Origin of the sequence: Ruegeria intermedia, from assembly GCF_900129345.1 — a bacterium.
GTDB lineage: Bacteria > Pseudomonadota > Alphaproteobacteria > Rhodobacterales > Rhodobacteraceae > Ruegeria > Ruegeria intermedia.
This window is the reverse complement of the sequence record NZ_FQVK01000013.1, coordinates 75,706-100,152: the sequence shown is the minus strand read 5'-3', so window position 1 is coordinate 100,152 and position 24,447 is coordinate 75,706. Positions and strand designations below refer to the sequence as shown.

28 protein-coding genes are annotated in these 24,447 nt (G+C 63.0%); 11 read left to right on the top strand and 17 right to left on the bottom strand.

Features of this window, described 5'->3' with window-relative positions; all coding sequences use genetic code 11:
- Positions 1–167: 167 nt before the first annotated feature.
- Positions 168–1,079 carry an FAD-dependent thymidylate synthase gene (gene thyX / locus F3H26_RS11070; protein ID WP_149776111.1) on the top strand — a complete coding sequence of 304 codons (912 nt, stop codon included), beginning with the start codon at positions 168–170 and terminating at the stop codon, positions 1,077–1,079.
- Positions 1,080–1,236: 157 nt separating this feature from the next.
- Here the strand turns inward: thyX and F3H26_RS11065 are convergent, their stop codons facing one another.
- Positions 1,237–1,443, bottom strand: coding sequence for a cold-shock protein (locus F3H26_RS11065; RefSeq protein ID WP_149776110.1), 207 nt, complete (start codon positions 1,441–1,443; stop codon positions 1,237–1,239).
- A 214-nt stretch (positions 1,444–1,657) separates the two neighbouring features.
- On the opposite strand from F3H26_RS11065, the gene F3H26_RS11060 reads away from it, so the two are divergent.
- The gene (locus F3H26_RS11060) at positions 1,658–1,975 is read left to right on the top strand and encodes an ArsC/Spx/MgsR family protein (RefSeq protein ID WP_149776109.1); all 318 of its coding nucleotides are present in this window, start codon (positions 1,658–1,660) and stop codon (positions 1,973–1,975) included.
- A gap of 42 nt (positions 1,976–2,017) precedes the next feature.
- Positions 2,018–2,386 (top strand): hypothetical protein, encoded by a 369-nt coding sequence (locus F3H26_RS11055; RefSeq protein ID WP_149776108.1) that lies wholly within the window; start codon positions 2,018–2,020, stop codon positions 2,384–2,386.
- 1 nt (position 2,387) lies between these two features.
- Here F3H26_RS11055 and F3H26_RS11050 read toward each other — a convergent pair whose 3' ends face one another.
- The 5 genes from F3H26_RS11050 to thrS all read right to left on the bottom strand — a co-directional run bounded on the left by F3H26_RS11050 (position 2,388) and on the right by thrS (position 7,087).
- On the bottom strand, positions 2,388–2,915 hold the full coding sequence (locus tag F3H26_RS11050) for a DoxX family protein (protein WP_149776107.1): 528 nt from the start codon (positions 2,913–2,915) through the stop codon (positions 2,388–2,390).
- Positions 2,912–3,676 carry an HvfC/BufC N-terminal domain-containing protein gene (locus F3H26_RS11045; protein WP_149776106.1) on the bottom strand — a complete coding sequence of 255 codons (765 nt, stop codon included), beginning with the start codon at positions 3,674–3,676 and terminating at the stop codon, positions 2,912–2,914. The genes F3H26_RS11050 and F3H26_RS11045 overlap by 4 nt, the downstream gene beginning before the upstream one ends.
- Complete coding sequence (bufB, locus tag F3H26_RS11040; protein ID WP_149776105.1) at positions 3,673–4,530, bottom strand: MNIO family bufferin maturase; 858 nt, start codon at positions 4,528–4,530, stop codon at positions 3,673–3,675. Before bufB ends, F3H26_RS11045 begins: the two co-directional genes overlap by 4 nt.
- Before the next feature lie 74 nt (positions 4,531–4,604).
- The gene (locus tag F3H26_RS11035; RefSeq protein ID WP_149776104.1) at positions 4,605–4,907 is read right to left on the bottom strand and encodes a BufA1 family periplasmic bufferin-type metallophore; all 303 of its coding nucleotides are present in this window, start codon (positions 4,905–4,907) and stop codon (positions 4,605–4,607) included.
- 221 nt (positions 4,908–5,128) lie between these two features.
- The gene (thrS, locus tag F3H26_RS11030; protein WP_149776103.1) at positions 5,129–7,087 is read right to left on the bottom strand and encodes a threonine--tRNA ligase; all 1,959 of its coding nucleotides are present in this window, start codon (positions 7,085–7,087) and stop codon (positions 5,129–5,131) included.
- Between the two features lie 210 nt (positions 7,088–7,297).
- Here thrS and F3H26_RS11025 point away from each other — a divergent pair, with 210 nt between their 5' ends.
- The 4 genes from F3H26_RS11025 to F3H26_RS11010 all read left to right on the top strand — a co-directional run bounded on the left by F3H26_RS11025 (position 7,298) and on the right by F3H26_RS11010 (position 10,492).
- Positions 7,298–8,047, top strand: a complete 750-nt coding sequence (locus F3H26_RS11025; protein ID WP_149776102.1) for an alpha/beta fold hydrolase — start codon at positions 7,298–7,300, stop codon at positions 8,045–8,047.
- Positions 8,047–9,039, top strand: coding sequence for an alpha/beta hydrolase (locus F3H26_RS11020; protein WP_149776101.1), 993 nt, complete (start codon positions 8,047–8,049; stop codon positions 9,037–9,039). Before F3H26_RS11025 ends, F3H26_RS11020 begins: the two co-directional genes overlap by 1 nt.
- Before the next feature lie 46 nt (positions 9,040–9,085).
- Positions 9,086–9,700 (top strand): hypothetical protein, encoded by a 615-nt coding sequence (locus F3H26_RS11015; RefSeq protein ID WP_149776130.1) that lies wholly within the window; start codon positions 9,086–9,088, stop codon positions 9,698–9,700.
- Between the two features lie 81 nt (positions 9,701–9,781).
- The gene (locus F3H26_RS11010; protein WP_149776100.1) at positions 9,782–10,492 is read left to right on the top strand and encodes an alpha/beta fold hydrolase; all 711 of its coding nucleotides are present in this window, start codon (positions 9,782–9,784) and stop codon (positions 10,490–10,492) included.
- Here F3H26_RS11010 and F3H26_RS11005 read toward each other — a convergent pair.
- Entirely contained in the window at positions 10,489–11,076 is a 588-nt protein-coding gene (locus tag F3H26_RS11005) for a DUF6151 family protein (RefSeq protein WP_223162483.1), read from the bottom strand. The two genes, F3H26_RS11010 and F3H26_RS11005, sit on opposite strands and share 4 nt — an antisense overlap.
- Positions 11,073–12,344 (bottom strand): polyhydroxyalkanoate depolymerase, encoded by a 1,272-nt coding sequence (phaZ, locus tag F3H26_RS11000; protein WP_149776099.1) that lies wholly within the window; start codon positions 12,342–12,344, stop codon positions 11,073–11,075. The genes F3H26_RS11005 and phaZ overlap by 4 nt, the downstream gene beginning before the upstream one ends.
- Before the next feature lie 111 nt (positions 12,345–12,455).
- Between phaZ and F3H26_RS10995 the strand changes: the two genes are divergently transcribed.
- The 3 genes from F3H26_RS10995 to phaR all read left to right on the top strand — a co-directional run bounded on the left by F3H26_RS10995 (position 12,456) and on the right by phaR (position 15,525).
- Complete coding sequence (locus tag F3H26_RS10995) at positions 12,456–14,258, top strand: PHA/PHB synthase family protein (RefSeq protein WP_149776098.1); 1,803 nt, start codon at positions 12,456–12,458, stop codon at positions 14,256–14,258.
- 130 nt (positions 14,259–14,388) lie between these two features.
- On the top strand, positions 14,389–14,835 hold the full coding sequence (locus tag F3H26_RS10990) for a phasin, PhaP (protein WP_149776097.1): 447 nt from the start codon (positions 14,389–14,391) through the stop codon (positions 14,833–14,835).
- Positions 14,836–14,970: 135 nt separating this feature from the next.
- Entirely contained in the window at positions 14,971–15,525 is a 555-nt protein-coding gene (gene phaR, locus F3H26_RS10985) for a polyhydroxyalkanoate synthesis repressor PhaR (RefSeq protein ID WP_149776096.1), read from the top strand.
- A 48-nt stretch (positions 15,526–15,573) separates the two neighbouring features.
- On the opposite strand, the gene F3H26_RS10980 is transcribed toward phaR, so the two are convergent.
- From F3H26_RS10980 to F3H26_RS10950, 7 genes are all read right to left on the bottom strand, one after another.
- Positions 15,574–16,788 (bottom strand): DegT/DnrJ/EryC1/StrS family aminotransferase, encoded by a 1,215-nt coding sequence (locus F3H26_RS10980; protein ID WP_149776095.1) that lies wholly within the window; start codon positions 16,786–16,788, stop codon positions 15,574–15,576.
- Positions 16,789–16,899: 111 nt separating this feature from the next.
- Complete coding sequence (locus F3H26_RS10975) at positions 16,900–18,204, bottom strand: NAD(P)/FAD-dependent oxidoreductase (protein WP_149776094.1); 1,305 nt, start codon at positions 18,202–18,204, stop codon at positions 16,900–16,902.
- Positions 18,205–18,216: 12 nt separating this feature from the next.
- Positions 18,217–19,575 (bottom strand): glutamine synthetase family protein, encoded by a 1,359-nt coding sequence (locus F3H26_RS10970; RefSeq protein WP_149776093.1) that lies wholly within the window; start codon positions 19,573–19,575, stop codon positions 18,217–18,219.
- The gene (locus F3H26_RS10965; RefSeq protein WP_149776092.1) at positions 19,575–20,255 is read right to left on the bottom strand and encodes a type 1 glutamine amidotransferase; all 681 of its coding nucleotides are present in this window, start codon (positions 20,253–20,255) and stop codon (positions 19,575–19,577) included. Before F3H26_RS10965 ends, F3H26_RS10970 begins: the two co-directional genes overlap by 1 nt.
- A gap of 58 nt (positions 20,256–20,313) precedes the next feature.
- Entirely contained in the window at positions 20,314–21,633 is a 1,320-nt protein-coding gene (locus tag F3H26_RS10960) for a glutamine synthetase family protein (protein ID WP_149776091.1), read from the bottom strand.
- Positions 21,634–21,703: 70 nt separating this feature from the next.
- Positions 21,704–21,922 (bottom strand): GDCCVxC domain-containing (seleno)protein, encoded by a 219-nt coding sequence (locus F3H26_RS10955; protein WP_149776090.1) that lies wholly within the window; start codon positions 21,920–21,922, stop codon positions 21,704–21,706.
- 4 nt (positions 21,923–21,926) lie between these two features.
- The gene (locus F3H26_RS10950) at positions 21,927–22,250 is read right to left on the bottom strand and encodes a hypothetical protein (RefSeq protein ID WP_149776089.1); all 324 of its coding nucleotides are present in this window, start codon (positions 22,248–22,250) and stop codon (positions 21,927–21,929) included.
- Positions 22,251–22,348: 98 nt separating this feature from the next.
- On the opposite strand from F3H26_RS10950, the gene F3H26_RS10945 reads away from it, so the two are divergent.
- Positions 22,349–22,738, top strand: a complete 390-nt coding sequence (locus tag F3H26_RS10945) for a MerR family transcriptional regulator (RefSeq protein WP_149776088.1) — start codon at positions 22,349–22,351, stop codon at positions 22,736–22,738.
- An 11-nt stretch (positions 22,739–22,749) separates the two neighbouring features.
- On the opposite strand, the gene F3H26_RS10940 is transcribed toward F3H26_RS10945, so the two are convergent.
- Positions 22,750–23,556 carry an ABC transporter permease gene (locus tag F3H26_RS10940; RefSeq protein ID WP_005982159.1) on the bottom strand — a complete coding sequence of 269 codons (807 nt, stop codon included), beginning with the start codon at positions 23,554–23,556 and terminating at the stop codon, positions 22,750–22,752.
- Positions 23,553–24,440 carry an ABC transporter permease gene (locus tag F3H26_RS10935; protein ID WP_149776087.1) on the bottom strand — a complete coding sequence of 296 codons (888 nt, stop codon included), beginning with the start codon at positions 24,438–24,440 and terminating at the stop codon, positions 23,553–23,555. The genes F3H26_RS10940 and F3H26_RS10935 overlap by 4 nt, the downstream gene beginning before the upstream one ends.
- Between the last annotated feature and the right edge of the window lie 7 nt (positions 24,441–24,447).

Here is a 24,447-nt window from a genome sequence, read left to right as displayed (position 1 = left end):
TTTTTCAAGATGATCTGCGTCAGCAGCTTAGCGCGCTGTTGCTGGGTGTCGAGGGGCAGGCGCCATCGCCGCACGGAAATACGCACTGCGCCACACATATCGCGGTTCCGATGCCAGAGTTGCCGATATATAGTGGTGAACGACTCAACGCTGGAGAGGGAAGTTTCATGCCGCTGTCTGCCGAACAACTGGCCGAGATCGAAGAACAACGCGCCCAGACGCAGCCGACCCGTCGTGTCGTGGCCCCAGGCATGGAAGAGCATCTGTACACCGCGCACCCGGTTCTGGATCATGGTTTCGTGCGGGTCATCGACTATATGGGTGACGATGCGGCGATCTGCCAGGCGGCACGGGTGTCGTACGGCAAGGGCACCAAGTCGGTGCAGAATGACGAGGGGTTGATCCGCTATCTGATGCGGCACTGGCACTCGACCCCTTTCGAGATGTGCGAGGTCAAGCTGCATGTGAAACTGCCGGTCTTCGTGGCGCGGCAGTGGATCCGGCACCGCACGGCCAACGTGAACGAATACTCGGCCCGCTATTCGATCCTGGATCGGGAATTCTACATTCCCGCTCCGGATCAACTGGCGGCGCAGTCGGCGGTCAACAACCAGGGCCGTGGCGAAGCGTTGCAGGGTGAAGAAGCTGCCCGCGTGCTGGACATTCTCAAGGCCGACAGCGCCCGCTGCTACGACAACTACGAAGCGATGATCAGCCAGGACGGGCAGCAGGGGCTGGCGCGCGAACTGGCGCGGATGAACCTGCCGGCCAACATCTACACGCAGTGGTACTGGAAGGTGGATCTGCACAACCTGTTCCATTTCCTGCGGTTGCGGGCCGATCCGCATGCGCAATACGAAATTCGGGTCTATGCCGAAGCCATGTGCAAAATCGTGGCCGATTGGGTTCCGTTCGCCTACAAGGCGTTCGAAGATTACCGCCTGGGCGCGGTCAACCTGTCGGCGCAGATGGTCGAAGCACTGCGGCGCATGCTGAAGGGTGAGGCAGTGACGCAGGAAACCTCGGGCATGACCGCGCGCGAGTGGCGCGAATTCGAATCGGTGATCGGCCACACCTAGTCGCCGCTGCCCAACTGGGCAACGTCAGGGCGCGCTGCCCCAATCACCCGAACCGGTCGAATACCGGCGCGGGGCATGGGGCAAGAGAAGGGCGGTCAACGGCCCGTCAATTGGCCGTTGACCTTGTTTGGGGCGCCGCCCGGGCGGGCGGGCCGGATCACATGGCCTTCAAATCGCCCGCCATCTGGCGGCCGTCGCGTCCGTCCTGCAACTCGTACGAGACTTTCTGATTGTCGGCGAGTCCGGTCAGGCCGGATCGTTCTACGGCCGAGATATGAACAAACACATCCTTGCCACCCTCATCGGGGGCAATAAAACCGTAGCCTTTGGTCGTATTGAACCACTTCACGGTGCCGGTAGGCATAATTCCGTGTCTCCTTCTCCTTGCGCGTCACCCCGCGAAATGACAGGGCATAGTCAAAGCGACCACCAATCGACGCAGTTCCGAGTGAACGAGACGGCGTAAATTATGTGTTTCGCCTTTTTCAACATTGCACGGTGCGGTAAAAAATCAAGGAATACTGGGCCAGGCGGTTCGTTTTGCCCGAAATCGGATCAAAAACCAAAGAGGACCGGCCATGCGCCTTTATGGTCTCAAGACCTGTGACACTTGCCGCAAGGCATTGAAATCGCTACCGGATGCCGAGTTTGTGGATGTTCGTGCGCAGGGGGTGCCGGCCGAAGTGCTGGCACGGGCATTCGCGCGTTTCGGCGACACCTTGCTCAACACCCGTTCGACGACCTGGCGCGGATTGGACGCGGCCGAACGCGCGCGTCCGGCTCTGGACCTGCTGGCGGATCACCCCACGCTGATGAAGCGGCCGCTGATCGAAAACGGGGCCGAGATGTATCTGGGCTGGACCCCGCAGACCCAAGCCAGCCTTGGCATTGTCTGAACGGTTACCTATCTGTCACGACGCAACAGCAAGGAAGACAGCATGCGAAACGCAGCCATGATCCTGGGGGTCATCGCCGGGCTGGTCGGAATGATCGTCGGGTTTTTCGGATACGGGTTCGTCGAACTGGTGGACCGCTATGGCGAGATCGAAGGTCTGGCCGAGCAGGTCGAGAACCCGGAACTGATCAAGGCGGCTTCGATCCTGGCGCCGATGCTGGCGATTGCCGGGGGCGCCATGGCGCATGCGCGTGCGCTGGTGGCGGGAATGCTTCTGCTGATTTCCGCGGCGGGGATGTACTATGCCTTCGGCTTCGGCGTGTTCACCATGTTCCCGATTGCCTTCGCCGGCGTCGCGGGGCTGCTTGGGATCGCCGCGGGCAAGCCGGACGAACCCAAGGCGCATTTCTAGCTTATTTCAAGCGCAGAACCCGGTCGAGCGAGAGCGGGCCCGCGCCGTTGATCACGATCACCACGAACAGGAAGGTCCACATGACCCGCTGATCCATCAGGGTGATGGTGTTGTCGAACAGACCGCCCAGCTTGACCCCATGCCCGGTGACGTCGGTGAAGGTCTGGACCCAGACGAACCCGATCATGCCCAGGGCGGCAAGGCGGGTGAACAACCCCACCAGAAGCAATGCAGGCAGGATGAATTCGGCCCAGGTTCCGGCGACCGCAACGGGCCAGGTAAAGAACCCTAGCTGCGAGCTGTCATAGCCGACGGCCTCCATCGCCTTGGGGAAGATCTGGACATAGGCCCCATCCGAGGGGAACAGGAACCCGAAAAAGCCGCTGCCCAGCTTGGTCATGGCCGAGTTCCAGTAATAGACCAGAAGAACCGCAACGAAGGTCAGCCGCGCCAAGGTCGGCGTCAGCCAGTTCGCGGCGTGGTCCAGTTTTCCGAATGCGGAATTGTGCAGAGAAATCAGGGCAGTCATGTTTCCGGCCTTTCGATGGTGACAGAAGTGATCGCACTGCCCTGCAGCAGCAGTGCCAGGGTGGCGCCCAAATCGAACGCGGGCGTCCGGGCGGTGGTTGCCTCGAAGGCCCGGCCAATGGTCTGACCGGCCTGCATGGCGGTGATCCAGTCAAACCCGCCGGGTGGCAGCAGGTGCGGTGACGGGTCGAATTCGGGGCGCGTAATCAGCACGTCCTGCGCGACCGGTTCAGGCTTTGGCGCGCCGTCGTCGGTGTTGAACCGCCAGATGGCGTGGATGGGCCAGTCGGACCGGATCAGCTGCATGGCCGGGGCAAAGCCCAGTCGGGCCTGCATCAGGTCTTCGGGGGGCATGGCGGCCAGCGCGTCGGGCGCGATCGGATGGCTGTCGGCGGCGTGGTAGGCCCGGCGCAAGGCAAGTTCGAGCCGCGCCACGTCGGGCAGATAGCCAAGATGCGCCAGTTGCTCGGTACCGGCGAGGAATTCGGGGAAGTTCTCGCCATAGAACATCATCAGCGGAGAGGTCGGCGGATGCTGACGCAGATAGATCCCGGCCAGACCGTCCATGTTCTGCGGACCCAGCAGTTTGGTTATGACCGGAAAGGCCTGGTGCATGGCTTCGGTCAGCGACACGGCCACGTTGTTGCGATAGACGCTGAAACGGCGTCCGGCGGGGCGGGCCTGGTCGTCCAGCAGCCCCTCGGGCACTGGGGCCGCCGGGTCCAGCAGGGCCGCCCGGAATTCTGATTGCGAAACGCTCATGCCGGGATCCGGTCCAGAGCGGATTGCGCGCGCTCGGCCTCGGCGCGCAGGGTGGGCCAGTCGGGCACGTCGTTGTCCCATTCGATCAGCACGGGTTTGGGGCCTGACCGGTCGAGCACATAATCCAGCAACGCCCAGACCGGATCGACGACGGCGCGGCCGTGGCTGTCGATCAGCAGGGGTTGGCCGTGATCGTCCTGATCCTCGTCATGGCCCCCCAGGTGGATTTCTCCGACCTGGTCCAGAGGGTAGGCGTCGATATAGGCCTGCGGGCTGTAGTTCAGGTTGGTGGCCGAGACGAAGACGTTGTTGACGTCCAGCAGCAGGCCACAGCCGGTGCGGCGCGCGGCCTCGCGCAGGAAGTCGGGTTCAGACCACGTGCTTTCGGAAAAAGCGAGATAGCTGGAGGGATTTTCCAACAGCATCTGCCGGCCCACAGTCTCTTGCACCTGGTCGATATGATCGCAGATGCGGGCCAGCGTGGCGTCGGTATAGGGCAGGGGCAGCAGATCATTCAGGAACTGGCTGTCATGAGTGGACCATGCCAGATGCTCCGAAAAGCTGGCCGGGTTCAGCCAGCCGACAAGATGCTTCAGGCGGGCCAGATGCTCGGCGTCCAAGGAGGCTTCGCCACCGATGGACAGGCCCACGCCGTGCACCGAGATGGGAAACCGTTCGGACAGGTGGCGCAGTTGCGCCAGCGGTCGGCCGCCGTCGCCCATGTAGTTCTCGGCGTGGATTTCCAGCCAACCGACCGGGCCGGGTTGCGCAAGGATTTCGGCATAATGCTGTGGCTTGTAGCCGACCCCGGGCGCGGTGGGCAGGCGGTTCTGTCTGCGAGCATCATCCAACATGGGCCTGATCCTTTCGAGCAAGAAAGAGGGCGGGCCAAGACACTGTGCCCGCCCCGTTCATCCCTCAGGTCGCGTTATGCCGGCAGGTCACGCTCGAGCGGTTCCAGAGAGCCCTTGCGCGGGGTGCCATCGGCCTGTGCCGGCAACTCGATATCGGTGCAGGTGCCCGCATCGACCAGCGTCCAGGCGTTGCCCTGGTAATCAACGGTCGAGGTGCCGGCGCAAGTGGTGCCCGGACCGGCGGCGCAATCATTCTGACCGGCCTTTGAAATGCCATAGCACTTCTCTTTGGCCTGCGCGGTCGCGGTGGTTGCAGAGCCCGCAACGGCTGCGGCGACGGCGCTGGCAATGACGAGGGTTTTTGCGGTGTTCGACATCTCGGGTAATCCTTTTCGTGCTTGCGTATGTCTGCTTGTGACATCTCAAATTTAGCTACAGACGCCGCGCGTTTGAATTCACGAGGCCGTGTCTCACGCGGGCGTCAAGACATGTTAGAGCCTATTGAGGGTTAAATTTATGTTTTTGCTAGAGAAATTTGGAAGTGTTTCAATCCGGCCCCGTATCGGGGGCCGGATTGGCGGCAAGACTGTGCCGATTGTTACAGAAGATCGGGTGGCGTGGCCGCGCGCGCCAGCTCTTTTGTTACATCCTCGAGCGACTGGACCCGGGTCTGCTTCTCGCCCAGTCGGCGGACGCTGACGGTGCGCTCTTCGACCTCACGGTGGCCGACGGCCAGGATCACCGGAACCTTGCCGACCGAATGTTCGCGGACCTTGTAGTTGATCTTCTCGTTGCGGATGTCGGCCTCGGCCCGGACACCGGCGGCCTTGAGCGTCTCGACCACTTCCAGAACATAGTCATCGGCTTCGGAGGTGATCGAGGCCACGACGACCTGACGCGGCGCCAGCCAGAAGGGCAGCTTGCCGGCGTGTTCTTCGATCAGGATGCCGATGAACCGTTCGAACGACCCCAGGCAGGCGCGGTGCAGCATCACCGGGCGGTGTTTGGCTCCATCGGCGCCGATATAGGTGGCGTCCAGCCGTTCGGGCAGGACGAAATCCACCTGGAAGGTGCCGCATTGCCAGTCACGCCCGATCGCGTCGGTCAGGACGAATTCCAGCTTAGGCCCATAGAAAGCGCCTTCGCCGGGATTCAGTTCCGGCTCGACCCCTGCGGCGCGCGTGGCGGTCAGCAGGGCTTCTTCGGCCTTGTCCCAGACCTCGTCCGATCCGGCGCGCTGTTCGGGGCGGTCCGAGAATTTGACCTTGAAACTGTCAAAGCCCAGATCCTTGTAGACATCGGTCAGAAACCCGATGAAGCGGGCGCATTCGTCCCCGATCTGGTCCTCGGTCGCGAAGATATGCGCGTCGTCCTGGGCAAAGCCGCGGACCCGCATGATGCCATGCAGCGCGCCCGAAGGCTCGTAGCGCGCGCAGGATCCGAACTCGGCCATGCGCAGCGGCAGGTCGCGATAGGATTTCAGACCCTGCTTGAAGATTTCCACGTGGCACGGGCAGTTCATCGGCTTGAGCGCGTTCACGGCCTTTTCGCGGGCGTGTTCCTCGTCAACCTCGACGATGAACATGTTTTCCTGGTACTTGTCCCAGTGGCCCGAGCGTTCCCACAGCTTGCGGTCCACCACCTGAGGGGTGTTGACCTCGACATAGCCGCCGCGGTGCTGGGCACGCCGCATATAGTCCTGAAGCGTGGTGTAGATGGTCCAGCCGTTGGGGTGCCAGAAGATCTGGCCCGGAGCCTCTTCCTGCATGTGGAACAGGTCCATCTCGCGGCCAAGCTTGCGGTGGTCGCGCTTGGCGGCCTCTTCCAGCATGTGCAGATAGGCCTTGAGCTTTTCCTTGCCGGTGAAGGCAACGCCATAGATGCGCTGCAGCATCGGGCGGTTGCTGTCGCCGCGCCAGTAGGCGCCGGCGATGGACATCAGCTTGAACGCGTCGCCGGGCAGTTGGCCGGTATGCTGCAGGTGCGGGCCGCGGCACAGATCCTGCCAGTGGCCGTGCCAGTACATGCGCACCGGCTCGTCGCCCGGAATCGCCTCGACCAGCTCGACTTTGTAGGGCTCGTTGTTGGCCTTGTAGAACGCGATGGCACGCTCGCGGTCCCAGATCTCGGTGGTGACGGGGTCGCGCTTGTTGATGATCTCTTTCATCTTTTTCTCGATGAGGCCGAGATCTTCGGGCGTGAAGGGTTCTGCGCGGTCGAAGTCGTAATACCAGCCGTTTTCGATGACCGGACCGATGGTGACCTTGGTGTCGGGCCAGATTTCCTGCACCGCGCGGGCCATCACGTGGGCGAAGTCGTGGCGGATCAGTTCGTTGGCCTGGGCCTCGTCCTTCATCGTGTGGATGGCGATTTCGGCATCCTGTTCGATGGGCCACTGCAGGTCCCAGTGCTGGCCGTTGACGGAGGCCGAAATGGCCTTTTTCGCCAGCGAGGTGGAGATGTCGGCAGCGACCTGCGCGGGCGTGACGCCTGCGGCGTAGGATCGGGAATTGCCATCGGGGAAGGTAAGAGAGACGGATTTTGAATCCAAGGCCATGATCTGGCTCTCCTCGTCGGTTTGGCGCCCACAGAACGCCCGGTTGCGGGTTATGGTGTCGGGCCCGTGTGGCAGGTGGTTGGGTCTGTGTCAAGGGCTAGGGGCCAGCCCCTCGCGCTCCCCGGGATATTTGGGGCCAGATGAAGTGGGGGCGGGAATTGCACTTGGGCGCGGCGCGTGCATGATGCTGGAAAAGCAAGTGAGGGTTTCATGGCAGCGACGACATTTCTGGACACGCCGCAGGGGCGGCGGCTGGCCTATCACAAGAGCGAAGGGGCAGGGCCCACGGTCGTTTTTCTGGGCGGTTTGAAGTCGGACATGGAGGGCACCAAGGCAGTGCATCTTGAGGACTGGGCGCGGGCGCGTGGGCAGGCCTTTTTGCGGTTCGACTATTCCGGGCATGGGGAAAGCTCCGGCCGGTTCGAGGACGGCTGCATCGGGGATTGGCACGAGGATACGGTTGCGGCGGTTTCAACGCTGACCAAGGGACCGCTGATCGTGGTGGGTTCGTCCATGGGCGGTTGGCAGGCGTTGCTGCTGGCGCGGGCCATGCCCGAGCGGATCGCCGGCATGGTCACCATCGCGGCGGCGCCGGATTTCACCGAGGACGGCTATTGGGCCTCGTTCACCGACGAACAGAAAGAGGCGCTGGAGACGGTCGGGCATGTGGAACTGCCCTCGGACTACATGGAGCCTTACATCATCACCAAGCGGATGATCGAGGATGGCCGGACGCGGTTGGTGTTGCGCTCGCCCTTGAACCTGCCGTTTCCGGTGCGGTTCCTTCAGGGCACGGCCGATACGGCGGTTTCGGTCGATACGGCGGTGCGGTTGCTGGACCATGCCAGCGGGCCGGACATGCGGTTGTTGCTGGTCAAGGATGCCGATCACCGGTTCTCGGACGGGGCGTGCCTGGGGTTGATCGAAGATGCGGTTCGCGACGTGATGGGGGCAAACTGATGCGACGGCTGGGGCGGTTTCTCGGGCGGGCCTTGCTGGCGTTGGGGGTGGTCGGCGGGTTGATCTACTGGTTCGGCCCGCGTGAAGAGGTGGATCTGCGCCCGCGGTTCGATCCGCGCAAGTTCGGAGAGGGGGTTCAGGTCTATTTCGAAAGCATCGAGTCCGCCTATGACGATATCGTGCCGGGTGTCGAAAAGCGGGTGATCTGGCGGGACGGATTCAAGGAACGGCGCACGCCCTATTCGGTGCTTTATGTCCACGGGTTCTCGGCTTCGTCCGAGGAAATCCGCCCGGTGCCCGACAGGATCGCCGACGCGCTGGGGGCCAATCTGGTCTATACACGCCTGCAAGGGCACGGGCGCGGGCCGGATGCGATGGCCGAGGGGACGGCCTCGGGCTGGATGCGGGACATGGCCGAGGGTCTGGCCGCCGCCCGCGCCGTGGGCGACAAGGTCATCGTGATCTCGACCTCGACCGGGGGGACCTTGGCGGCAGCTGCGGCGTTGGACCCCGAACTGAGCAAGGATGTGGTCGGGATGGTGTTCATCTCGCCCAATTTCGGGGTGCAGGCGGCCGGATCCTGGATCCCTTCGCTGCCATGGGCGCGCAGCTGGCTGCCGTTGCTGATGGGGGAAACCCGCGACGTGTCGGGCGACGACGCCGAACGGAACAGGTACTGGACGTTGGTCTATCCGTGGGAGGCCGTGGTGCCGATGTCGGTGCTGGTCGACCGGGTCCGGGCGCTGGATTTCTCTGGGGCTCTGGTGCCGGCGCTGTTCTGGTTTTCGGATGAGGACAAGGTCGTGCGGCCGGACCTGACGCGCGAAATCGCCGCCGCATGGGGCGCACCCGCAACCGTGCATACGGTGACGATGGGGCCGGGCGACGACCCCTATTCGCATGTGGTTGCGGGACGGTTGACCTCGCCCGGGCAGGACGCGGCCACGGTGCAGGGTATTCTGGAGTGGCTGGGGAGCCTGGGGGTCGAATAGGCCTTCGGCCAGAGGACAGAGGTGGAGAATGCGCAAGCCGGGCAGCATGTGGAGCCTCGAGGCGCTGGGCCGGGTGCGGCTGTCGCGGCATTTCTTCATGCGCGATTTCCTGTATTCCGAAATCGGGAATTTTCACGCCCGGCAGAACATTCCCGACGACCCGGACCTTGCCATCGAAACGGGACGCGCCTTGTGCGAGATACTGCTGGACCCGCTCGAGGAGACTTTTGGCCGGGTTGCCGTGCGCTCGGGCTATCGCTCGCCGTCGCTGAACCGCTTCGGCAACGAGAGCAAGCTGAACTGCGCCCGCAACGATCATCCGCTGGAATGCCATATCTGGGACCGGAGACGGGGGGATGCGCGGATCGCGGGGGCATCGGTGGTGATCCCGTGGTTCGCGGACCGGTACGCGCAGGGCCGCGACTGGCGGGATCTGGCGTGGTGGATGCACGATCATCTGGATTATTCCGAGATCTGGTTCTTTCCCAGGCTCTGCGCGTTCAACCTGGTGTGGCGGCCCGTTCCGCTGCGCCGGATCGACAGCTACATCGCTCCGCGCGGCAGCCTGTTGCGGGCCGGCGCCGAGCCGGACGAGCCACCCGACGCACGGCGTTCGCGCTATGCCGATTTCCCGCCGTTCCGGGGTATTCGCTATCCGTGATTTTTGGCCTTGCCCGGCGGTGCGCAACCTTTCATCCTGACGAAAACGCCGACGCGTTCGGCAGACAAAAGGAGGCCCCGCGTGATCGAGCCGCTGGTGCTGTTGCCCGGTCTGATGTGTGATGCGCGTCTGTTTCGGCCGCAGATCGCCCGGCTTTCGCGGGATCGGGCGGTGACGGTCGCGCCCATCGGCGGCGGCGACCGGATCGAGGAAATCGCCTCGGGCTTGCTGGACCAGTTGCCGCACCGCTTTGCCCTGGCCGGGCTGAGCATGGGCGGCGTCGTCGCGTTGGAGCTGGTGCGGCGGGCGCCCGACCGGGTGACGCGGCTGTGCCTGATGGCGACCGATGCGCAGGCCGACACCCCCCAGATCGCCGCGAACCGCGAAGAACTGATCGTGGGGGCACAGGCCGGGCGGCTGGAGGAAGTGATGCGCAAGATCATGGGAACGGACATCCTGGCGCCGGGGCCGCGGCGCCTTCCGATCCTGAGCGACATGCTGCAGATGGCGGCCGAGTTGGGGCCGGATCTGTTCGTGCGCCAGATGCGCGCGCTGCAACGGCGCCCGGATCAGCAGGGCACCCTGCGCCGGATCAAGGTGCCGACGCTGGTTCTGTGCGGGGCGCATGACACGCTGACGCCAGTGCGCAAGCACAGCTTCATGGCCGAGTTGATCCCCGAAGCCGTCTTGCACGTGGTGAATGACGCCGGGCATCTGCCCACGCTGGAAGCTCCCGAGGAAACGACTGCCGCGCTGACCGAGTGGTTGAATATCCCGCTGCGGATTTTCTAGTCGTAGAGGGCTGCGCGTTCTTCGCGGGTGATCACATGCGGTGGCGCGACCGGTTCACCGGTGTCGGCGTTGAAAAACGGGTTTTGCCGCCAACGACCGGACAGGCGCGCGCCCAGCACACGACGGATCATGCCCAGAACTGCCGGACCTGGCCGTTCGTGCTTCCATTTGCCGTTGCCCTGCGGAACATGGGCGCGGGTCTTTACCGGACCCAACGGCGCCGGATCGGCAAATCGGGCCACGTCAAACCCGGCAAACGGAAGTTTCGGGTTGCTGGTGGTGGTGGCCAGCGGGGCGTTGCAGCATTTGGCGTACCAGCGAAACAACCCCTTGGGGCCAAGGCGCATCACCGCCAGGTTCTCGGCCCCCTTGGTGATGTGGATGTATTCCGGCGACATCTGGAATATGTCCACCGGACCGGGCGCAGGGTCGGGCTGGCCGAAATACAGCTGCCCGGCCCGGCAATCGGGGCAGTAACAGACGACATGGGTTCCGGTGGCCACGCCTTTGGCGCTGACCTCGCCGCTCAGCCCGCCGCAGGTGCAGGCGAAGGTCAGCGACGGCGCTGTGGCGCCGGGTATCACGCGACCTTGTTGCTGTTGGCGGCGCGGCGTTTCGGCTTGCGGCTGTTTTCGTTCATGAATTCAATGACCAGCGGGCGGATGTTGTCGCGCCAGCTGCGCCCGGCGAAGATGCCGTAATGCCCGGCGCCGGGTTCGACATGGCTGGCCTTCTTGCTGTCGGGCAGGCCGGTGCAAAGATCCAGCGCCGCGATGCACTGGCCGGGCGCCGAGATGTCGTCATTGGCGCCCTCCACCGTTTTGACCGCTACATCGGTGATTTTGCCGATATCCACCTTGTGGCCATCCACGACGAACTCGTTCCGCGCGATTTCGCGGTTCTTGAACACCCGCTCGACGGTGGACAGGTAGAACTCGGCGGTCATGTCCATGACGGCGAGGTATTCATCGTAGAAACGGTTGTGGGCGTCGTGGTCCGATGCCTCGCCACGCATGACGCGGTGGATTTGGTCCGAGAAAGCCTTGCCGTGGCGCTCGGCATTCATCGACATGAAAGATGCCAGCTGCAACAGGCCAGGATAAACCATCCGGCCGACCCCTTTGTATTTGAAGCCCACGCGCTGGATCATCGTTTCCTCAAGCTGGCCCATGGTCACGCGGCGGCCGAAATCGGTGACTTCGGTCGGCGTCGCGTCGGGATCGACGGGGCCGCCGATCAAGGTCAGCGTGCTGGGCTGCGCCTTGGGGTCCTTCTCGGCCAGGTAGGCGGTGGCGGCCAAGGTCAGCGGCGCGGGCTGGCAGACGGCCACCACATGGGTGTCAGGCCCCAGCTCCTTCATGAAATCGACAAGGTACAGCGTGTAGTCCTCGATATCGAACTTGCCTTCGGATACGGGGATGTCGCGCGCGTTATGCCAATCGGTGATATAGACTTCGCAATTCACGAGCAGGCTTTTGACGGTCGAGCGCAGCAGCGTGGCATAGTGCCCCGACATCGGCGCAACCAAAAGCACCTTGCGCGGTTGCTCTTCGCGGCCATTCACGCGAAAGTGGATGAGATCGCCGAAGGGGCGCTCAAGCACGGAGGTGATTTCCACCAGATGATCTTTGCCGTCTTCGCAGGTGAATGTTCGGATGCCCCAGTCGGGCTTGGCGACCATGCGTTTGAAGGTGCGCTCCGTGACTTCGCCCCAGGCGGCCATCCAGTTGAAGACCGGGTTTGGAACCATGGCGAAGGCGGGGTAGGATGCAAAGGTGTTCGCGGTTGCACCAAGCCATTGGTTGGTGTTCCGCATCGACTCCATCAGGTCGTAGGTCATCATGTAGCGCACGGAAGCGGCCTCCTGAGTTTCCATCCGAGATGTCGGACCATTCGCCGCTTTGCCCCCCGGTGCCCACGACGATATTCTGCACAGCAGCGAGGTTAGGGGGGATTTGTTAAAATGGCAACAAGCGAAGGCGGGACGCCGGACATGACCGACGAACACCTTGAGCGGCTTCAGGAAAACATGGCGAAGGTCGAGGCGCTGTCGAAACGGCTGGTCGAGGTGATGGCGGCGAGAAAACCGCACAATCCCGCGCTGGACGTCCCGAATCAGGAAGTTTTGGCAAAGGCGGCAACGGCTTACTGGGCCGAAGCGCTGCAGAACCCCGCCAAGCTGCTGGAACAGCAGATCGAATACTGGGGCAAGTCCGTTCTGAATTTTGCTGCGGCGCAGCAAGCGCTGTTGGGCGGAGACGAGGACACGGAAACCGGCGCGCCGCGTGACAAGCGGTTTGCGAATCCGCTGTGGGACAAGAACCCCTATTTCCGTCTGGTGCGTCAGCAATACCTGACCAATGCCGAGGCAATCGCGCAGGCCGTCGAATCCGTCGAGGACCTGGACGAAAAAGACAAGCGCCGCCTGCGTTTCATGGCGCAGCAGATCGTCGACATGATGTCACCCACCAATTTCCTGCCGACCAACCCGGACGCGCTGCAGAAGGCGATCGAGACCGACGGCCAGTCGTTGATCCAGGGGCTCGAGAACCTGGTGGCAGACCTCGAGGCCAATGACGGCGCGCTGGTGGTGAAGCTGGCGGACGAGAAAGCGTTCGAGGTGGGGGGCAACCTGGCGACCACACCGGGCCAGGTGGTGTATCGCAACCGGATGATGGAATTGATCCAGTACGCGCCGGCCACCGAAACGGTGCATGAGATCCCGATCGTTCTGTTCCCGCCCTGGATCAACAAGTTCTACATCCTGGACCTGAAACCTGAAAACAGCCTGATCAAATGGATCACCGAGCAGGGCTATACCCTGTTCGTGGTCAGTTGGGTCAATCCCGATGCCAGCTATGCCGAGACCGGCATGGAGGACTATGTTCAGGACGGCTATCTGACCGCGATCGAAGAGGCCAAGAAGATCTGCAAGGTCAAGCAGGTGAACGCCGTCGGCTATTGCATAGCGGGCACCACGCTGGGCCTGACTTTGTCGCTGCTGAAACAGCGGGGCGACAAATCGGTCAAATCCGCAACTTTCTTCACCGCGCTGACGGATTTTTCCGATCAGGGCGAGTTCACGCCATTCCTGCAGGAGGACTTCATCGAAGAGATCGAAGAGGAGGTGAACCGCATCGGCGTTTTGCGGTCATGGATCATGGCGCGGACCATGTCGTTTCTGCGGGCGCGTGATCTGGTCTATGCCCCGGCGGTGCGCAGCTACATGATGGGGGAAACGCCTCCGGCTTTCGATCTGCTGTACTGGAACGGCGATGGGGCCAACCTGCCGGCCAGGATGGTGGTGCAGTATCTGCGCGGCCTGTGTCAGCGCAACGAGTTCGTCACTGACGGGTTCGAGTTGATGGGCCACAAGCTGCATGTGCGCGACGTGGATGTGCCGTTGATGGCGATCACCTGCGAGACCGATCACATCGCCGCCTGGAAGGACTGTTACCGGGGGGTCCAACAGATGGGGTCGCGGTCGAAGACCTTCGTGGTGTCCGAATCCGGGCACATTGCGGGCATCGTGAACCCGCCCAGCAAGAAGAAATATGGGCACTACACCAATGACGACCTGAAGGCGGATGCCGACACCTGGATGAAGGATGCCACCTTTCACGAAGGCTCGTGGTGGCCGCGCTGGGAGGCGTGGTTGAAAAAGCGGTCGGGCAAACAGGTTTCCGCGCGCACGCCCGGTGATTCGGACCATCCACCGCTGGCCCCGGCGCCCGGCACCTATGTCGTGGCCAAGCCAAGGGTCTGATTTCATTCTGAAACCTCAATAAATTCTGCAGCGCAGCAAAAAATCCTTGAAATGCTGCGATGCGGCATACATATTGTCCTCAAGCTGATGAACCCGGGGTGGGCCCGGACCGGCTGAAAGGATTAGGACAATGGCAAAGACCCAAGACTTTACCGCGACCCTGAAGGAAATGATGGGTGCTTTCCCGGTGGACACCACCGCAATGGAAAACGCGTTCAAATCGACCGCGACCCTGAACGAGAAACTGTCCGGCGTTGCGCTGGAAGCCGCCGAGAAATCGGCCGAGATCTCGAGCAAGTGGACCAAGGACACCCTGGCCAAGCTGGCCGAGATGTCGAAAGCCAAGGCCGAGCCGGCCGACTATGCAAAAGCCGCAACCGATTTTGCCAGCGCTTCGGCTGAAGTGGCGGCGGAAAACCTGGCCGCTTTCGCTGAAATCGCCAAGAAGCTGCAGTCGGAAACCGTCGAACTGCTGATGGCTGCCGGCAAGGAAGCTGCGGAAGAAACCACCGCAGCCGTCAAGAAGGCCACCAACGACGTGACCGCTGCTGCCAAGAAAGCAACGGCCGCCAAGTAAGCAAGATCCGCGAAACGCACCCATCCCTCCCAACCGGTGCAATCGCCAGGGGCAGGTCCTGTGACCTGCCCTTTCTTTTTGTGCTGCGGTCGCATAACCTCTGCTGCAACGCATCATCCTTGGGGAGGGTAAACGGTGTCGGACAAAGAAAAACCTCTGCTGATCAAGCGCTATGCCAGCCGTCGGCTGTACAACACCGAGACCAGCGACTATGTCACGCTCGAGGACATCGCCGGGTTCATCCGCAACGGGCGCGAGGTTCAGATCATCGACCTGAAAACCGGCGACGACCTGACCCGCCAGTATCTGCTTCAAATCATTGCCGAACATGAAAGCCGCGGCGAAAACGTGCTGCCGGTGAACGTGCTGAACGATCTGGTGCGCAGCTACATGCTGCCGGGCGGGGGCATGATGCCGCAATTCCTGCAATCCAGCTTTGAGATGCTGCGCGAAAGCCAGACCAAGATGATGGAAAACATGAACGCGATGAACCCCATGAGCAGCATGCCCGGGTTCGAAGCAATGCAGGCGCAGCAGCAGGCGTTCCTGAAGGCCATGACAGGCGGGCTGTCGGGCAATTGGTCCGGGCCGGACAAGGACGAAGAAGGCAAGTCCGAGTCCAAGGAAGACCTGGACGACATCAAGAAACAACTGGCCGAGTTGCAGCAGAAGCTTTCCAAGCTCAGCTGATGCCAGACAGGCCCGGACAACCCGGGCCTTTTCTTTACTGTGTTGGGGTCAGGTGCCGAAGGCCACTTCGGGCGCGGTAACCTCGCCGACCGAGGCCAGGATGATGTCGGCGATTACATCCAGTTCCGCGCGGGTCAGGCGCACCGGCAGGCGCACGTCGCAGGCTTTCATCAGCATTGCGCGGGTTTTGTGCAACTCGACCTGTTCTGGCAGAAACTGCCAGTTCCAGAAGGCGCGGGCGTTGTCCTCGCTCAGACCAAAGACCTGCACCTTGACGCCACGGCCCTCGGCGGCGGCGGCAAATGCCTTGATCTGGTCTTGGTCAAGATCGACCAGGTTGAATTGGATCGAATCCGGCGCGCGGCGCTCCGGTGCCAACGGGTCGGGTACGTGGATATGCGGTGAACTGTTCAGGCGCTGCGCGACATAATCGTGGTTGGCCAGCCCGTCCCGCACCCGCCGCGCCAGTTCGGGCAGTTGGGGGCGGATCACCGCGGCGCTGAGGTTGCTCATGCGCAGATTGTAGAGCGGCAGCTTGTTCTGCCAGCGGGCAAAGGCCTGCTCCAGATCAGGTGTATTCTGGCCGTGCGGGCCTTTGTGTTTCTTCCAATTGTGCTCGTAGGCGCCCGACATGATCACGGCGCGGGCGACCAGGTCGGCGTCGTCGGTGACAAGGATGCCCCCTTCGCCCGCGTTGATCATCTTGTAGGACTGGAACGAGAAACACCCAACCTTGCCGATGGTGCCGATGTTGCGGCCATGCCAGGTGGTGCCCAGCGAATGGGCCGCGTCCTCGATCACCGGGATGTCGCGCGCGTCGCACAACGCCATGATCGCGTCCATGTCCGAGGTATGGCCGCGCATGTGGCTGATGATCACCGCCTGAACCCCGTCGAGCCTGGCCGCGAAATCGTCGATGTCGATGCGGTAATTGTCGCCCACCTCGCAAAGGACCGGAACGCAGTCGGCATGTACCACCGACGAGGGCACCGCTGCAAAGGTAAAGCCCGGGATCAGCACCCGCGCGTCCCGCGGCAGCCCCAGCGCCTTGAGCGACAGGAACAGAGCCGCCGAACAGGACGACACCGCCAGCGCGTATTTGCTGCCCAGCAACGCGGCGAACTCGGCCTCAAGCAAAGCAACCGGCGCGTCCTGCGGCGCGGTATAGCGGAACAGGTCCCCGGATTGCATCAGGGACTCGATCGCGTCTTTGGCAGCGGCGGGGATGGGTTCGGCGTCGTGGACGTTGGGTGGCAGCGTCATATTTGATAATCCCAAATTCTATGTTTGGAAAAGATAAAATGAAAGCCCGCGTAAACCAAGCCTTCATTCGCCTGTTGGGCGAAATTTCACCGAACCGTCACAAGTCGTGGGTCAAAGGCCCAGCCGATCGCGCAGGGCATACCATGTCATCGCCAGCACCAGCAGAGGGCTGCGCAGGGCCGGGCCTCCGGGAAAAGGCAGGGCAGGCACGCGGGCCATCGTGTCGAACCCTTCGGCCTGACCCTGGATGGCCAGCGCCATCAACTGACCGGCATGGGTCGCAGTGCCGACCCCATGACCGGAATAGCCCGAGGCCGACAGGATGTTCGGCGCCAGTCGTGTCAGGTAGGGCATTCGCCGCATGGTGATGGCCAGCGTGCCGCCCCAGGCATAGTCGATCCGAACGTCGCGCAGATACGGAAAGATCTCGGTCATCGGTTTGCGCACCTTGGCGGCGATGTCGGACGGGAAGCGATAGCCATAGCTCTCGCCACCGCCGAACAACAGCCGCCCATCGGCGCTGAGCCGGAAATAGTTCACCACGAATTTCGTGTCGGCAACGGCCACGTCCTGCGTCAGAACCTTTGCGGCCTCGGTGCCCAGGGGTTCTGTTGCGGCGATGAAATTGTTGATCGGCATGACCCGCGCAGCGACCTTGCGGCTCAGGTTGCCCAGATAGCCATTGCAGGCCAGAACCAGATGGCCGGCCGTGACCGAACCCTGTTCGGTGCGAACGGTGACGCGAGGGCCTTCCTCGATGCCCAGCACCTCGGTGTTTTCGTGCAGCGTCAGACCGGCGGCCAAGGCGGCCTCGGCCAGGCCGAGCGCATAGTTCAGCGGGTGCAGATGGGCCGCGCCCCTGTCCAGATAGCCGCCCGCATAGGCCGGTGAGGGGCAGAGCGCGCGCCCGGCTTCGGCATCCAGAAGCTCGATCTGGTCATAACCATAGGCGGATTTCAGGTGCTTGGCGTGAGCGTGTAATTCGCCCCGTTCGCCGTCGCTGAAGCCAAACGTGGCGATGCCCGGTTTCAAGTCGCAATCGATGCCGTGGCGTTCGATCAGCGATTTGACCAGCGTCTTTGCGTCTTCGGCCAGATCCCACAGTTTGGCCGCGTCGTCGCGCCCGACCAGCTTTTCCAGGTCCTCCTGATCCATGCGCTGGGCGCTGCCCAATTGGCCACCATTGCGCCCCGAGGCGCCGAAACCTACGCGATGCGCTTCAAGCAGGACCACCCTGAACCCGGCCTCGGCCAGATGCAGCGCGGTCGAAAGACCTGTATACCCTCCACCCACGACGCAAACGTCGGCGGTGACATCGCCGCGCAGCGGCTCGGTCGGGGTTCGCGGGTGCGCGGTGGCGGCATACCAACTGGGCGGGTAGGTGCCGCGTTTGTCGTTGCTGTACAGCAGGTTCATGGCGCACATGGCTCAGACGTTCAGCAGCAGGTGTTCACGCTCCCACGGCGAAATCACCTGCAGGAACTCCTCGTACTCGGCGCGTTTCACGATGCTGTAGACGCGGGCGAACTCGGGGCCCAAAACCTGATGCAAGGCATCGGCCTCGTCGAACAGATCCAGTGCGTTGCCCATGACCTGCGGGATGTCGCCGTCACCTTCGTAAGCGTCGCCATAGAACTGACGGCGCGGTCGGTCGTGGTTGACCAGCCCCAGATAGCCGCAGGCCAGCGACACGGCGATGCCCAGATAGGGGTTGCAATCCATCCCGGCGATGCGGTTTTCCACCCGGCGGCTGTCGGGGCCCGACAGCGGCACCCGGATCCCCGTTGTGCGGTTGTCGCGCGCCCATTCCAGGTTGATCGGGGCGGCGTGGTCCTTGACGTACCGGCGGTAGGAATTGACGTAGGGCGCCATCACCGCCAGCCCGGCCGGCAGGTGCAGCTGCAGACCGGCGATGAAGTTGTAGAACGCATCGGTCTCGCCGCCCTGAGGCCCCGAGAACAGGTTCTTGCCCGTCTCGGTGTCGATGATCGAGTGATGGATGTGCATGGCCGATCCCGGCTCGTCCTCGATCGGTTTGGCCATGAAAGTGGCAAAGCAGTTGTGACGCAGCGCGGCCTCGCGGATCAGGCGTTTGAAATAGAACACCTCGTCGGCCAGCTTGACCGGGTCGCCGTGGCGCAGGTTGATCTCAAGCTGCCCGGCGCCGCCTTCCTGGGTGATGCCGTCGATCTCGAACCCTTGCGCCTCGGCGAAATCGTAGATGTCGTCGATCACCGGGCCGAATTCATCCACGGCGGTCATGGAATAGGCCTGCCGCGCGGCAGCCGGACGGCCCGAGCGGCCCATCATCGGCTCGATTCCCTTGGCCGGGTCCACGTTGCGGGCAACCAGAAAGAACTCCATCTCGGGCGCGACGATCGGCTCCCAGCCCTTGTCTCTGTACAGCTGCACCACGCGTTTGAGCACGTTGCGCGGGCTGAACGGGATCGGATCGCCGTCGCGGTCATAGGCGTCGTGGATCACCTGCAACGTCCAGTCCCCCGTCCACGGCGCCGCGGTGGCGGTGGTGAAATCGGGCCTGAGGATCATGTCGCGTTCGATGAAGCCATCCTCGCCGGCGGCTTCGCCCCAGTCACCGGTGATGGTCTGGTAGAAGATGCTGTCGGGCAGGTGGAAATAGGACTGCCGGGCAAATTTCGACGCGGGAACCGCCTTGCCCCGGGCAATGCCGGGCAGGTCCGAGATGATGCATTCCACCTCGTCCAGCCGGTGCCCGTCGATATAGTCGCGTGCCGCCTGCGGCAGCTGGTCTGTCCAATCGGCCATCAGGCCCTCTCTTTCTTCAGGAAATCGGCCATCAGGCGGCCGATCCGCTCGTTGTCATCGGGGGCGGCTTCGCGGGCCTTCGCGTCTTTCATCTGCGCATCGGGCACCACGCCCTTGCCGCGCGTGTCCATCAGCCCCCGGATGAAGTCGTTGGAATATTCCGGGTGGGCCTGCACGGTCCAGATCGTGTCGCCATAGGCCAGCATCGCGTTTTCGCAGAACGGGTTGGTGCCCAGCAGGCGCGCGCTTTCGGGTCGTTGGGTGACCTGATCCTGATGCCAGGCGTTCAGGCTGACGGTTTCGCCGTCATAATCGTATTCTGTGCGCCCGATGGCCCAGCCGCCCTTGAATTTCTCGACCCTGCCGCCCAGGGCCTGCGCGATGATCTGGTGGCCGAAACAGACGCCGATCAGCGGCTTGCCGGCCGCCTGAATCCGGCGGATCAGCTCTTCAAGCGGCGGGATCCACGGGTGATCCTCATAGGCGCCGTGACGCGACCCGGTGATCAGCCAGCCATCGGCGTCATCGGGGCCGTCGGGAAATTCGCCATCGACCACGGCGTAGGTCACGAAATCAAAACCGTTGCCATCCAGCAGGGTGCGGAACATGGCGTCATAGTCGCCGAAATTCTTCTCCAGCGGTTCGGGCGCGTGGCCGGTCTGCAAAATGCCGATTTTCATGGTTCACCAAATTTGATCAAATTTAATCTAGCCGAGTCGCCGGGAGCGGGCAAGGGGGTCAGACGGCCTCGAGATAGCTGAGCCAGTGCTGGTCCGGCGGGATCTGATCGAAGCGCGCGATTTCCTGCCGTTTGGTCATGGCCATGTTGCGGATCAGATCAGCGGGAAAGATGCGCGCGACGATCGGGTCGGACTCGAACCCGGTCACGGCCGAGGCCCAGTCAGCGGCCAGTTGCGGCAGACCGTCGATTTCATAGGCGTTGCCGGTAATCGGGGCGGGGGGCTGCAGGTCGTCCTCGATGCCGATCAGAGCCGCGCCCAGAACCGCGGCCAGCATCAGATAGGGGTTGATGTCGCCGCCGGCCACGCGGTGCTCGATGCGGCGGGCGGCGGGCGCACCGCCCGGAATGCGGATCGCGGCGGTCCGGTTCTCATAGGCCCAGGCCGCGCCGGTGGGGGCATGGGCTCCGGGCACGAGCCGCGTGTACGAATTGCCGTGCGGAGCAAAGATCAGGGTGCTGCCGGGCATGGCGGCCAGACAGCCGGCAACGGCCGAGCGCAGCGTCTCGGTGCCATCGGGTCCGCCATCGTCAAAGACGTTGCGGCCCTGGCCATCCAGCACCGAGAAGTGTACATGCATCCCGTTCCCCGCATCATCGGCATAGGGTTTGGCCATGAAGGTCGCGGTAAAGCCGTGCTTGCGGGCCAACCCACGGGTCAATGCCTTGAAAAGCCACGTATCATCGGCGCAGCGCATGGCATCCTGATGGTTCAGATTGATTTCGAACTGGCCGATGCCGCTTTCGGAAATTGCCGTCTGAGCGGGAATTCCCATTTCGGCGCACCCGTCATAAAGCTCGGTGAAGAAGGCGTCGAAGGCGTCCATTTCGGCCATCGACAGCACCGCTTCGCCACGCAGCCGACGGCCGGTGACCGGGTTGTGCGGGGGCTTTGGTTGCGCGCCCGAGGAATCTAGCAGGGTGAATTCCAGCTCGGTTGCGGCGACCACTCTCCATCCGCGCTGGGCATAGCGCGACAGGACCGCGGCCAGCGCATGGCGGGGATCGCCGGCAAAGGGGGTGCCGTGATCGTCGTACAGGCACATCGGCACCAGCGCCGTGGGTGTGGTCAGCCAGGGCATCGGCACCGGGCCGCGCTCGGTCGGGCGCAGCACGCCATCGGCGTCGCCGGTTTCGAACACCAACGGACTGCCCTCGATATCGGCGCCCCACAGATCGACGTTCAGCGCCGAAAACGGCATCCGCACCGCGCCGCTGTCCAGCTTGTCGGCGTAAGACGGGGGCACGCGTTTGCCGCGCATCTGGCCGTTCAGGTCGCAGGCGGCAACGCGAAATGTATGCAGGGCGGCAAGGTCCATCTGGGGCTCCGTAGCTGTGCTGCGGCAAACCTAGTCGAGCTTTCTGCCCTTGTCACGATATTTGATCAAATTATCCGCAGCAGCTGTCGCCCTGCTGGATGGGCGGGCAGGCCACCGTTCCGTACGAGCAATAGACACAGCAATCACCCGGCTTGGGTTTCAGCACCGTGTGACAGGCGCTGCATTCATAGAACCACTGGCAGGCGTCGGTGGGCATGATCTCGGTCTGGGCGTGGCCGCAGGCGGGGCAGGTCAGGGTGCTTTCAAGCGTTACGGGCGTGTCTGTCATGGTCTCACATCTGCTGGATCAGAAATTCGTTGATGCGGGCCTCATTGAACACGACGACCCAGGCGAGGGCGGTCATCGCGGTGCTGGCCGCCAGGCCCCATTTCAGATGGCGCACCTTGTTGCGCCGATAGGCCACCAGCCAAGCCACCGCGACCAGCGCCGTCGAGGCCGCCAGAACATAGTAGCTGAGCGCCGCGATCTTGCCAAAGATGGCCAGCCAACTGCCGCCAAGGCCCAGCAACATCATCGTCATCGGCAGCACGCAGCATGCGCCCACGCCCAGGGCTGACAGGGATCCGGCAAAGCTGAGGCCGAGAAATCCGCGCATCTAGTTCCTCCGTCATTCAGGGGCCGCAGCATTGCCGCAGCGTGTAAGCAGAGGTATAAATCCTGTAGTCACTACAGGATCAAGCGAAACGAGGTCACATGATTGCGATCGGCGAAGCGGCCCGTCAAAGCGGCGTGGGGATCGAGACCATCCGGTACTACGAGCGTGAAGGCATCGTGCCGCGCCCGGCGCGGGCGGCCAACAATCGGCGGCTGTATTCCGCGCAAGATGTGGGGCGTTTGCGGTTTCTGAAACGCTGCCGTGACCTGGGGTTTTCGCTGAGCGATGCAAAGGCCCTGCTGGACCTGTCCGAGGGCGGCGCGGCTGATTGCGCAGATGTCAGCGCATTGGCCCAACGCCACATGGAGAGCGTCCGCCGCAAGATCGCCGAGCTGCAACGCCTGGAGGCCGCCCTAAGCGAGCTGACGGCAAATTGCGCCGAAGGGTCGGTGGACTGCCCGATGCTGAGCCGGTTGCGGATGGCCTGAGCCCCGGCGCCTCAGCGCGCCAGGTTCAGGCGGAACCGCATCTTGGCCTTGCGCGCCACCGGCAGGTGCCGGTTCAGCCGCTTGTTGATCAGGCCGAACACGCCCACGATCACCAGCGTCAGCAGAATGAAGTAGAACGCCAGGATCGGGTAGGGAACGAACGGGTTGAACGTCTTGTCGGCGAAATAGCTGGCATAGTACAGCGCGTCCCCGCGTTGCTGCCAGGCCGGGAAGGCCGAGAAGAAGACCAGCGTTGTGGCATGGAACAGGAAAATCGCCTCGTTCGTGTAGGCGGGCCAGGCCAACCGCAGCATGGTGGGCCACACGATCCGGCGGAAGCGGGACCAGCCGGACATGCCATAGGCATCGGCGGCCTCGATATCACCCTTGGGGATCGACCGCAGCGCGCCATAGAAGATCTCGCCCGAATAGGCGGCGGTGTTCAGGAACAGCACGATCAGCGCCCCCAGCCAGGCCGAGGTGAAGGCATCGAACATCGGGTAGGTCTTCTTGAGCGACAGGAACAGGAAGTAGGCAAAGAAGAACTGGATGAACAGCGGTGAGCCGCGGAAGATGAAGATGAACCACTCGGACGGTTTGCGCAGCCACTTGCGGCTGGACGCCTTGCCCAGGGCCACGGCCGTGGCCAGGAAGAACCCGGTGGCCAGCGCCATCACGCCGAAATAGATGTTCCAGATCATCCCCGAACCGATCAGGGTGAACTGTTCGCACAGAGTGAAATCGCTGCGCGGCAGCAGGCGCTCGCCGATGCCGATCGAACGCAGGCCGTAATCCTGGATGGTCTGCAGGCAGCTCATGCGGTGGTCTCCTTGCGCAGCAGCTCTCCGGCGGCGGTGGCCTGGCCATGCGACAGGCGGCGCATCAGCCGTTCGAGGCCGATCTCGGAAACGCGGGTCATGCCAAGGTAGAAAATCAGCAGGAACAGGAAGTACCATATGCGCCAGTCGCCATGCGGATAGGCGGTGAATTTCGAGGTCTTGGTGCCGCCCAGCTCGCGCGCCCAATAGACGATGTCTTCGACCCCCAGCAGGAACAGCAGTGGCGTGGCCTTGATCAGCACCATCCACAGGTTCGACAGGCCGGGCAGGGCATAGACCCACATCTGCGGTACGAGAATGCGCCAGAAGGTCTGGCGGCGGGTCATGCCATAGGCCTCGGCGGTTTCAAGCTGCGCCAGCGGAACGGCGCGCATGCCGCCGAACAGCACGTTGGCGGCGAAGGCACCGAACACGATCGAGAAAGTGATGACGGCCAGGAAAAAGCCATAGGTTTCGTGCACCCATTCCGGCGCGGTGCCCAGCGGCAGCTTGGCCTGGGGGCAGACGAGGAAATCGTTGCCCTGGCGGATCGGATCGGTCCAGTCGGGACACAGCACCTGATGCCGCATCCACTCGAACCCCTGGTCCAGGGCGATCACGAAGAACAGGAAAAACGCAATGTCGGGCACGCCGCGCACGATGGCGATATAGCCTTTGCCCAGCCAGCCCAGCGGCGGGACATGCGACCGCGCCGCCATGGCCCCCGCAAAGCCGAAGGCCAACGCCACCGGGGCCGTCACCGCCAGCAAGGCCAGAACCTTGATGAACGACAGGTAGAACGACCAGTGCACGCCGTTGGTCAGATAGCATGAAAACCAGCGGAACGTTCCGAGCGTGTCGGGATCAGCGCAGTAGGAAAACATGGGGCGT

What these genes read in the sequence shown, in the direction of transcription:
- thrS (WP_149776103.1), bottom strand. Translation starts at nt 7,087, where the DNA reads ATGGCCTTGGATTCAAAATCCGTCTCTCTTACCTTCCCCGATGGCAAT.
- F3H26_RS11050 (WP_149776107.1), bottom strand. Translation starts at nt 2,915, where the DNA reads ATGACTGCCCTGATTTCTCTGCACAATTCCGCATTCGGAAAACTGGAC.
- F3H26_RS10965 (WP_149776092.1), bottom strand. Translation starts at nt 20,255, where the DNA reads ATGAAAATCGGCATTTTGCAGACCGGCCACGCGCCCGAACCGCTGGAG.
- F3H26_RS10940 (WP_005982159.1), bottom strand. Translation starts at nt 23,556, where the DNA reads ATGAGCTGCCTGCAGACCATCCAGGATTACGGCCTGCGTTCGATCGGC.
- F3H26_RS11020 (WP_149776101.1), top strand. Translation starts at nt 8,047, where the DNA reads ATGCGACGGCTGGGGCGGTTTCTCGGGCGGGCCTTGCTGGCGTTGGGG.
- F3H26_RS10980 (WP_149776095.1), bottom strand. Translation starts at nt 16,788, where the DNA reads ATGACGCTGCCACCCAACGTCCACGACGCCGAACCCATCCCCGCCGCT.
- F3H26_RS11055 (WP_149776108.1), top strand. Translation starts at nt 2,018, where the DNA reads ATGCGAAACGCAGCCATGATCCTGGGGGTCATCGCCGGGCTGGTCGGA.
- F3H26_RS11015 (WP_149776130.1), top strand. Translation starts at nt 9,086, where the DNA reads ATGTGGAGCCTCGAGGCGCTGGGCCGGGTGCGGCTGTCGCGGCATTTC.
- F3H26_RS10995 (WP_149776098.1), top strand. Translation starts at nt 12,456, where the DNA reads ATGGCAACAAGCGAAGGCGGGACGCCGGACATGACCGACGAACACCTT.
- F3H26_RS10960 (WP_149776091.1), bottom strand. Translation starts at nt 21,633, where the DNA reads ATGGACCTTGCCGCCCTGCATACATTTCGCGTTGCCGCCTGCGACCTG.
- F3H26_RS11025 (WP_149776102.1), top strand. Translation starts at nt 7,298, where the DNA reads ATGGCAGCGACGACATTTCTGGACACGCCGCAGGGGCGGCGGCTGGCC.
- F3H26_RS10975 (WP_149776094.1), bottom strand. Translation starts at nt 18,204, where the DNA reads ATGAACCTGCTGTACAGCAACGACAAACGCGGCACCTACCCGCCCAGT.
- thyX (WP_149776111.1), top strand. Translation starts at nt 168, where the DNA reads ATGCCGCTGTCTGCCGAACAACTGGCCGAGATCGAAGAACAACGCGCC.
- bufB (WP_149776105.1), bottom strand. Translation starts at nt 4,530, where the DNA reads ATGTTGGATGATGCTCGCAGACAGAACCGCCTGCCCACCGCGCCCGGG.
- F3H26_RS10935 (WP_149776087.1), bottom strand. Translation starts at nt 24,440, where the DNA reads ATGTTTTCCTACTGCGCTGATCCCGACACGCTCGGAACGTTCCGCTGG.
- F3H26_RS10970 (WP_149776093.1), bottom strand. Translation starts at nt 19,575, where the DNA reads ATGGCCGATTGGACAGACCAGCTGCCGCAGGCGGCACGCGACTATATC.
- F3H26_RS10990 (WP_149776097.1), top strand. Translation starts at nt 14,389, where the DNA reads ATGGCAAAGACCCAAGACTTTACCGCGACCCTGAAGGAAATGATGGGT.
- F3H26_RS11065 (WP_149776110.1), bottom strand. Translation starts at nt 1,443, where the DNA reads ATGCCTACCGGCACCGTGAAGTGGTTCAATACGACCAAAGGCTACGGT.
- F3H26_RS10945 (WP_149776088.1), top strand. Translation starts at nt 22,349, where the DNA reads ATGATTGCGATCGGCGAAGCGGCCCGTCAAAGCGGCGTGGGGATCGAG.
- F3H26_RS10950 (WP_149776089.1), bottom strand. Translation starts at nt 22,250, where the DNA reads ATGCGCGGATTTCTCGGCCTCAGCTTTGCCGGATCCCTGTCAGCCCTG.
- F3H26_RS11060 (WP_149776109.1), top strand. Translation starts at nt 1,658, where the DNA reads ATGCGCCTTTATGGTCTCAAGACCTGTGACACTTGCCGCAAGGCATTG.
- F3H26_RS11035 (WP_149776104.1), bottom strand. Translation starts at nt 4,907, where the DNA reads ATGTCGAACACCGCAAAAACCCTCGTCATTGCCAGCGCCGTCGCCGCA.
- F3H26_RS10955 (WP_149776090.1), bottom strand. Translation starts at nt 21,922, where the DNA reads ATGACAGACACGCCCGTAACGCTTGAAAGCACCCTGACCTGCCCCGCC.
- F3H26_RS11045 (WP_149776106.1), bottom strand. Translation starts at nt 3,676, where the DNA reads ATGAGCGTTTCGCAATCAGAATTCCGGGCGGCCCTGCTGGACCCGGCG.